The organism is Cellvibrio sp. ARAG 10.3, assembly GCF_051846955.1.
Lineage (GTDB): Bacteria > Pseudomonadota > Gammaproteobacteria > Pseudomonadales > Cellvibrionaceae > Cellvibrio.
The window spans coordinates 81,260-87,508 of record NZ_JBPYCU010000020.1; the positions used below are offsets into that span (position 1 = coordinate 81,260).

The 6,249-nt window shown below is 47.5% G+C and carries 4 protein-coding genes; 1 reads left to right on the forward strand and 3 read right to left on the reverse strand.

Going from position 1 to position 6,249, the window contains the following annotated elements:
• Positions 1 to 179: 179 nt before the first annotated feature.
• Positions 180 to 3,977 (forward strand): FG-GAP-like repeat-containing protein, encoded by a 3,798-nt coding sequence (locus ACSV5M_RS19020; protein WP_439178168.1) that lies wholly within the window; start codon positions 180 to 182, stop codon positions 3,975 to 3,977.
• A gap of 324 nt (positions 3,978 to 4,301) precedes the next feature.
• Here ACSV5M_RS19020 and ACSV5M_RS19025 read toward each other — a convergent pair whose 3' ends face one another.
• The 3 genes from ACSV5M_RS19025 to ACSV5M_RS19035 form a co-directional block, all read right to left on the reverse strand.
• Entirely contained in the window at positions 4,302 to 4,967 is a 666-nt protein-coding gene (locus ACSV5M_RS19025) for an N-6 DNA methylase (RefSeq protein ID WP_439178169.1), read from the reverse strand.
• A gap of 9 nt (positions 4,968 to 4,976) precedes the next feature.
• On the reverse strand, positions 4,977 to 5,477 hold the full coding sequence (gene radC / locus ACSV5M_RS19030) for a RadC family protein (RefSeq protein ID WP_439178170.1): 501 nt from the start codon (positions 5,475 to 5,477) through the stop codon (positions 4,977 to 4,979).
• A 107-nt stretch (positions 5,478 to 5,584) separates the two neighbouring features.
• Positions 5,585 to 6,064 (reverse strand): JAB domain-containing protein, encoded by a 480-nt coding sequence (locus tag ACSV5M_RS19035; protein ID WP_439178172.1) that lies wholly within the window; start codon positions 6,062 to 6,064, stop codon positions 5,585 to 5,587.
• Positions 6,065 to 6,249 lie beyond the last annotated feature (185 nt).

Genomic DNA, 6,249 nt, shown 5'->3' on the forward strand with positions numbered 1-6,249 from the left:
GTATGTACTACAGGGCGTAATTATCGCTGTGGGGACCGTATAATTGTAGATTGTTTACAAAATAAGTGGTAGTTTGTGCAATCCGCCTTTTCGTCCATGAGGGCGGTACTCTACGCGTATGGCCCATGCTAATAACAACTCAGATATACAAATCTGAACTCGCCCACGGAGTGTGACTCATGTTCTCTTGTTGTTTTATAAACGACTATCACAAATTCAAATATATTAGTTTTAGCGCTATGTTGTCGCTAATGGTCGGATGCGGTGCTGATGGCGGAGGCTCTCCCTCCACACAGAGCTCTAGCTCTAATGAAGTTGTCAGTTCTAGTTCCAGTGAAGTTAATAGCTCTAGCAGCTTTTTTTACTCCAGTTCCAGCTCCAACGAATTTGTTAACTCAAGCTCTAGCGCTGCAAATGAGAATCCTAATGTAGTCACTCAAATAAATTACGATGTTTTAAACACTCTGCCTAAACGAGTTGTCTTTGATATTAGTATCAATGCAATTTACGCCAATGTCAGTATCGAAACAAATGGTGAGGTATTAGTTGATAATATTGATGTGCCGACAACCGGCAATCACAGATTGAACGCGCTAGTTAATTTTGATTCTATCGGTGAAAAAGAAATTCGATTCTTAGTGCGCGGCAGCGCGGCTGAAATCACTAACATAACCTTTACCGATGTTGCCGTATCGGACGTTCCCAGCTTTACTGATATTTCCAGTCTGTTAGGATTGGTCGATGACCCAAGTTTGAAATATGGCGGCCCTTCAATTGCCGATATGAACATGAATGGCAATTATGACCTAATCCTCAATAACCATAACGACTCACCCAGTAAACTTTACTGGAACAATGGAAATGGCACGCTTACCAAGGCACAGACTAATCTTTCATTGTGGAAGCTGATGGATTTGCACGGGTCAGCAGCGGGTGATTACGATAACGATGGCGACCTGGATCTGGTTATTGCGTTGGGCGGTGGAAACGGAACCAGTCCTGTACCACCAGTGTTTTTCAGAAATGACGGCGGAACATTAACTCGTGCGGATGCGGCAATCGGTATTACTTCTGGCGCTCGAGGACGTTCGCCTCGCTGGGGTGATTTTGATTTAGATGGAGATCTGGATCTCGCCCTCATCAATGCCGAAGGTATTAATGGTGAAACAGGTGCACAGCACATTTTTTATCGCAACAAGGGCGACGGCACCTTTGAGCTGATCGATGTCGCCGGGTTGGGATATGCAAACTCTGAACGTACTCTGTTTCTGGATTTCAATAAAGACGGTATCGACGACGTGCTCCTGTTGGCTCCCATGTCTTTGTGGCGAGGCAATGGAGACTTCACTTTTACCAATGTCACAAATGAGTGGTTACCCAGTGTTGTACGAGGTTCTCACGGCACCATGGCGGCGGCTGATGTCGACGTCAATAATGATGGCCATCTCGATCTTTACCTCGCTCAAGGTAAAGGTTACTACAGCGTTTCTGATAAGTCCTTCGACTTTAACAAAGCGAGTCAGCGTCTTGATATTCGAGACAAAGGTGATGCAGCAGTTATTACTTCCATGCAGTTTTCAGCTCCTGGCGATATAGAGCTACTCCATTTCGATCTCAGTATAGTGACTGCGCGTTATACCGGCACATTTCCTATTTATCTTGGGGAAGGAAAAACACCTATTACGCCAGCCAATCGAGAAGAAATAGTCGCTATCACTCAAGCCAGCGCGGCTGGTTGGCCAGAAACACGCACCATGAATGGTATTTACATTGGCCATACTGGTGACGGTGAATGGCAACTGGAAATTGTGCGTGATCAATTTATTGCATGGAGTATCGACTTTAGTGTCCAAGGTATTTCAGACGTTAAAACTGATTGGACACCCAATAATCGCAACAGCCAAGACATTTTGTTAATCAACGAAGGGAATCGTTTTGTGGTTGCGCCAGACACATGGAATTTACCCAAAGGCGGGAACCATTGGGGTGTCACCCACGGAGATTTCAATAATGACTCGCACAACGATATTTTTGTTTATCGCTATGGCTACTTACGGGAGCGTATTGCCGACTATATTTTGCTTAACACCGGTGAGGGGAGTTTTGAGATCCTCACCAGTAGCGATGCAACCCATGTCGGCGCGGTGAGCCACGGCGACGGCGGCCAAGCGTTCGATTTCGATTTGGATGGTGATGTCGATATATTAAGTGGTGATGATGAATATGGTGTCTGGCACCTGTTTCAAAACGACTATACAGGCACAGGTAATTATACGCTGGTGCAAGTGGGTTATAGCCCTGTTGAGAATATTGACCCTATCGCGGCTCAAGTAACTGTCACAACTAAAAACAATACCTATTACAAACGTGTTGGTTCCGCTGGTGAATCTTTTTCGCAGAGTCTAATCAATACCATTCACTTGGGGCTGGGTGACGAATCGATCATTACATCTGTCTCGATTCGCTGGCGCAATGGCGAAACCGTGTTCTTACACAATCAAGACGCCAACAAATTACTGAAAAGTGATGATGGCGAATTCCCTGAGCCAAACGTTATTAACATAACCCCAAGCAGCGGGCAGGTCCGTGTTGGTGTGGCGGATATCGATCTGGACGTAATTCTTGATCCGATTAACGCCAACCCCATGCTTTCCTGGACATCCAGCAACGAGTCCGTTGCTACTGTTGATAGCACTGGTATTGTCACAGGTGTAAGTACGGGCTTTGCAATCATCACCGCTACCTCCGATGCAAACGGAGCCGCTGACTCCGTTGAAATAGAAGTTGTGCCTTTTACTCCGATCCCAGTTGAGGGGATAACGGTCAGTCCCAGTACTAGCTTTGTCATAGTGGGTGGAGAAACAAGCTTAACGGCTACACTTTCCCCAGCCAAAGTGGACGACTCACGTATAACCTGGAGTTCTAGTAATGACAATGTGGCTACTGTTAGTGCCAATGGTGTTGTACGCGGTATTGCAGATGGTGTTGCCACTATTACGGCTACCAGTGTTGACGGGGGATTTACCGACAGTAGCAACTTAACTGTAGAGACCTTTGTTGCGCCATCGATTGCATTTGATGACGAAGCCAAATATCGCAGCCCTGAGTTTCCTAACGATGGTTCCATCGATGTTAGCGTCAACTATCATGCGGGTACTGGCAATACGCTTGTGCCGGGTGTTAGTGGTGACGGTGGTGTTAAATTTTGGCTTCGCGAATTAGATTCCAGCTGGGTGCCGATCAATGATTACGTGGCCACAGATGCAGCTGTATTAGGAACTGTCTCTGGCGTGGCGGCTGCCAGCATTTCACTCAATGGCGTTAAGCCCACCGCTGAACTGCCGGCAGGCAATTTCTATTACCTGTTCATATCAATGTCAACCAGCGATGGCGAACAATACAATCACGGTATATTTCCAATCACTATTATCGATGGAGGAGCAAGCAACGGTGTGACCGTGTGTAGCAATGCCGCGAACCTTGTGAGTTGTGGTGGTAATAATAATGGCGAAGGAGCAGACGTGAGCGATTGGTATGCTTATGCAGAGGGCAACTTCATAAGCAATCTTAATGGCAAGCTTTCTGTTTCAACTTCGCAGGCAAATGGTGGTGCGGGCAGTATTCATTTTGCCTTAGATCAAGCGGGTAGTCGTCACTTTATCTACAACAATGTTGCTTTTGACACTGGCCCAAGTGGCGGCAACTTTAAAGTAGATGCGGATGTTTTTGGGGCGAATTTATCCACCGGGACAGATTATGTGATTGAAGTTTCTTTCCGTCCTTTAGCCAATCCTCAAGATTCGGATACCTACAAATTGTGGCATAGGCTGGTAGATGGTGCTTGGCGCGGTGTGACTCATACCGCGAAACTTCCTGCTGGTCAGTATATCGTTGGGTTCAAAGTATTTAGCCCAGGTTTTGCAAACACGCTTACGCTGGATTACTACATCGATAACTTAAAAGTTACTCGACAGTAACTTGTCGCATGCGCGGATGACAAACCAGCTGATTATGGCTGGTTTGTTAATTTATCCTATTTAACCTAAATGACCTAATAACCGCTGGCTTCCTTGACTGCTGGATTATGTATCGCCGAAAGAGTTCGAGAGATTTTTATCAAAATCAGAGTTTGCTAGTGTCTGATTTGATGAGATTAACTTATTAAAAGCGCGATGTTGAATTGAATTATTCATACGTGCCTACCTTAAAAAAAAGAGGCATCACCCAACCGGGGATGCCTCCGGTTGGGGACGAAATCAGCAAAGCGATATTGCTGATACCTGATTGTCTCACACAAAAAATTACTCGGTGATCAGGTCTTTTAGCGCCCAATAACCGAGGTAGTACATCGGCGTGTACAGCGTTCGCGTAGTTTGCAGGCTTAGTGCATTACCAATAATGACTTCCGCTGGGATACCTAGCAGCGACAGTTGGATGTAACACATCATGGCTGCGACAGGATCAAGATCAATACAAGTGACCCAGAGTTGCCGTTGTGGATTTAATCCCTGCTCCAGCATGGCTTCAGCAAACGCTATAGCCATTCCACCCGCACCGCATGCCGGCTCACTGAGCCGTATATAGCCTCGTTGCTCCAGTTCGCTACCGCTATCCGTCATCAGCATCTGAGCCATCATCCTGGACACGTCGTAGGGCGTGAAGAATTGACCGATATGCTGTGAACCGAAGTCGAGTTGCATATACAAGCTGCCCAGAAAGTCCCGGTGCTCCACTTCCAGTCCTTGGACAACCAGGGCCAGCAAGTGAGACATCTGGGTCACATCGGGTCCTTTGTACCGCTTAACGATACTCAGATATTCCTGTTCAAGTTGTTCCGATTTCAGGAAGGCGTTTTGAATGGCAAGTCCCGCCATCGTGACGAAATCACGAAACACCTCATAGCGATGGTGATACCGAGCGGTATTATTGAAAACCTGTAGGAACAGTCGGGTATGATCGTTCTTCATCGGAATACCTCACAGTATTCCGCGCTGAGCGAACGACGTATAACCGGTGTTGCCCACAACCAGATGATCAAGCACTCTCACATCAATGAGTTCAAGTGCTTGCTGCAGGCGCTCTGTGATGCGCCTATCGGCCTGACTCGGTTCTGACACGCCCGACGGATGATTGTGCCCAATAATCACAGCAGCGGCATTCAACTGAAGTGCACGTTTCACCACTTCCCTGGGATGAACACTCGCACCATCAATGGTGCCATAAAAGAGCGTTTCGAACGCAATCTTGCAGTGTTGGTTATCCAGGAACAAGCAGACAAAAACCTCTTGCTCCAAACTCCGCATGGCCGCTGTGAAGTAAACCCCCACCAATTCTGGCGAAGTAAAATGCTCCTTCTCGCGCAGGCGAGATTGCGCGATAAGTTGCGCTATTTCAATGAGGTCATCAGCGGTGACGGGCCGAGAAAAGCTATAATTGCCCGCTGATTCACTGATATCAAATTTTTCGTGTAATGACATTGTGTGTTCCCCAAAATAGCAGGGAACACGATCCCTGCAGGGAATCATGTCCCTGCGGGATAAAAACGAATGCCTGGCGGCAATTAATTGATAAGTGTGATTACACCTTAGGTGCGAGCACGAGACAGGCGAAACCAGTCACGCACATTCCCCAGGTTTTTACCTACGGAAGTGCACCACTGCCGGCAGCGGGTCTTAAGTGATGTATCAGGCAGCAACACCCAATCCAACACATTGATCCCGGCAACCGTTAGCGCTATCTCCAGCGACCGTGTGTGGTGCTCGACACTGTCGAACAGCGCCTCATCCGTCATCTCGTCGTCAACGCGTTTAACAACGAATACGACACTCGGTACGTTCAACTCCACGGCTTGTTTCAGGATCTGCCGCGAGTAGGTAACGACATCGCGTGACGTTTCGTTCACGAACGCATCCATGAAGGACACTTCGTTTTCACAATCCACATAGAGACAGTAGATCATGTCGGTGTCCGAAGGCTGTGCACGCGCGCGCACGTAATCAATGGCTTTACCAGGTCCGTCAATGACGTTGTTGGAAGGGCGCTTGATGTGTTTAGAGTAAGACATGGAACACTCCAGGTAATCCAGGAGCACACCCAGGGCCCAGGGCCATGGATATGCCCTGGAAGGGTTATGATCGACAAGCGATCGGAGACAGAGAAGTTACCCTCTCAATTAAACGCCAGGCGTCTCAACGACGCTGCGGTAATTACAGGCGCACGTACCGCGTTCAAGGTGCAACTAAAGGTAGT

Excerpts from the sequence above, each read along its gene's own strand:
- ACSV5M_RS19020 (WP_439178168.1), top strand. The coding sequence starts at position 180 with ATGTTCTCTTGTTGTTTTATAAACGACTATCACAAATTCAAATATATT.
- ACSV5M_RS19025 (WP_439178169.1), bottom strand. The coding sequence starts at position 4,967 with ATGAAGAACGATCATACCCGACTGTTCCTACAGGTTTTCAATAATACC.
- radC (WP_439178170.1), bottom strand. The coding sequence starts at position 5,477 with ATGTCATTACACGAAAAATTTGATATCAGTGAATCAGCGGGCAATTAT.
- ACSV5M_RS19035 (WP_439178172.1), bottom strand. The coding sequence starts at position 6,064 with ATGTCTTACTCTAAACACATCAAGCGCCCTTCCAACAACGTCATTGAC.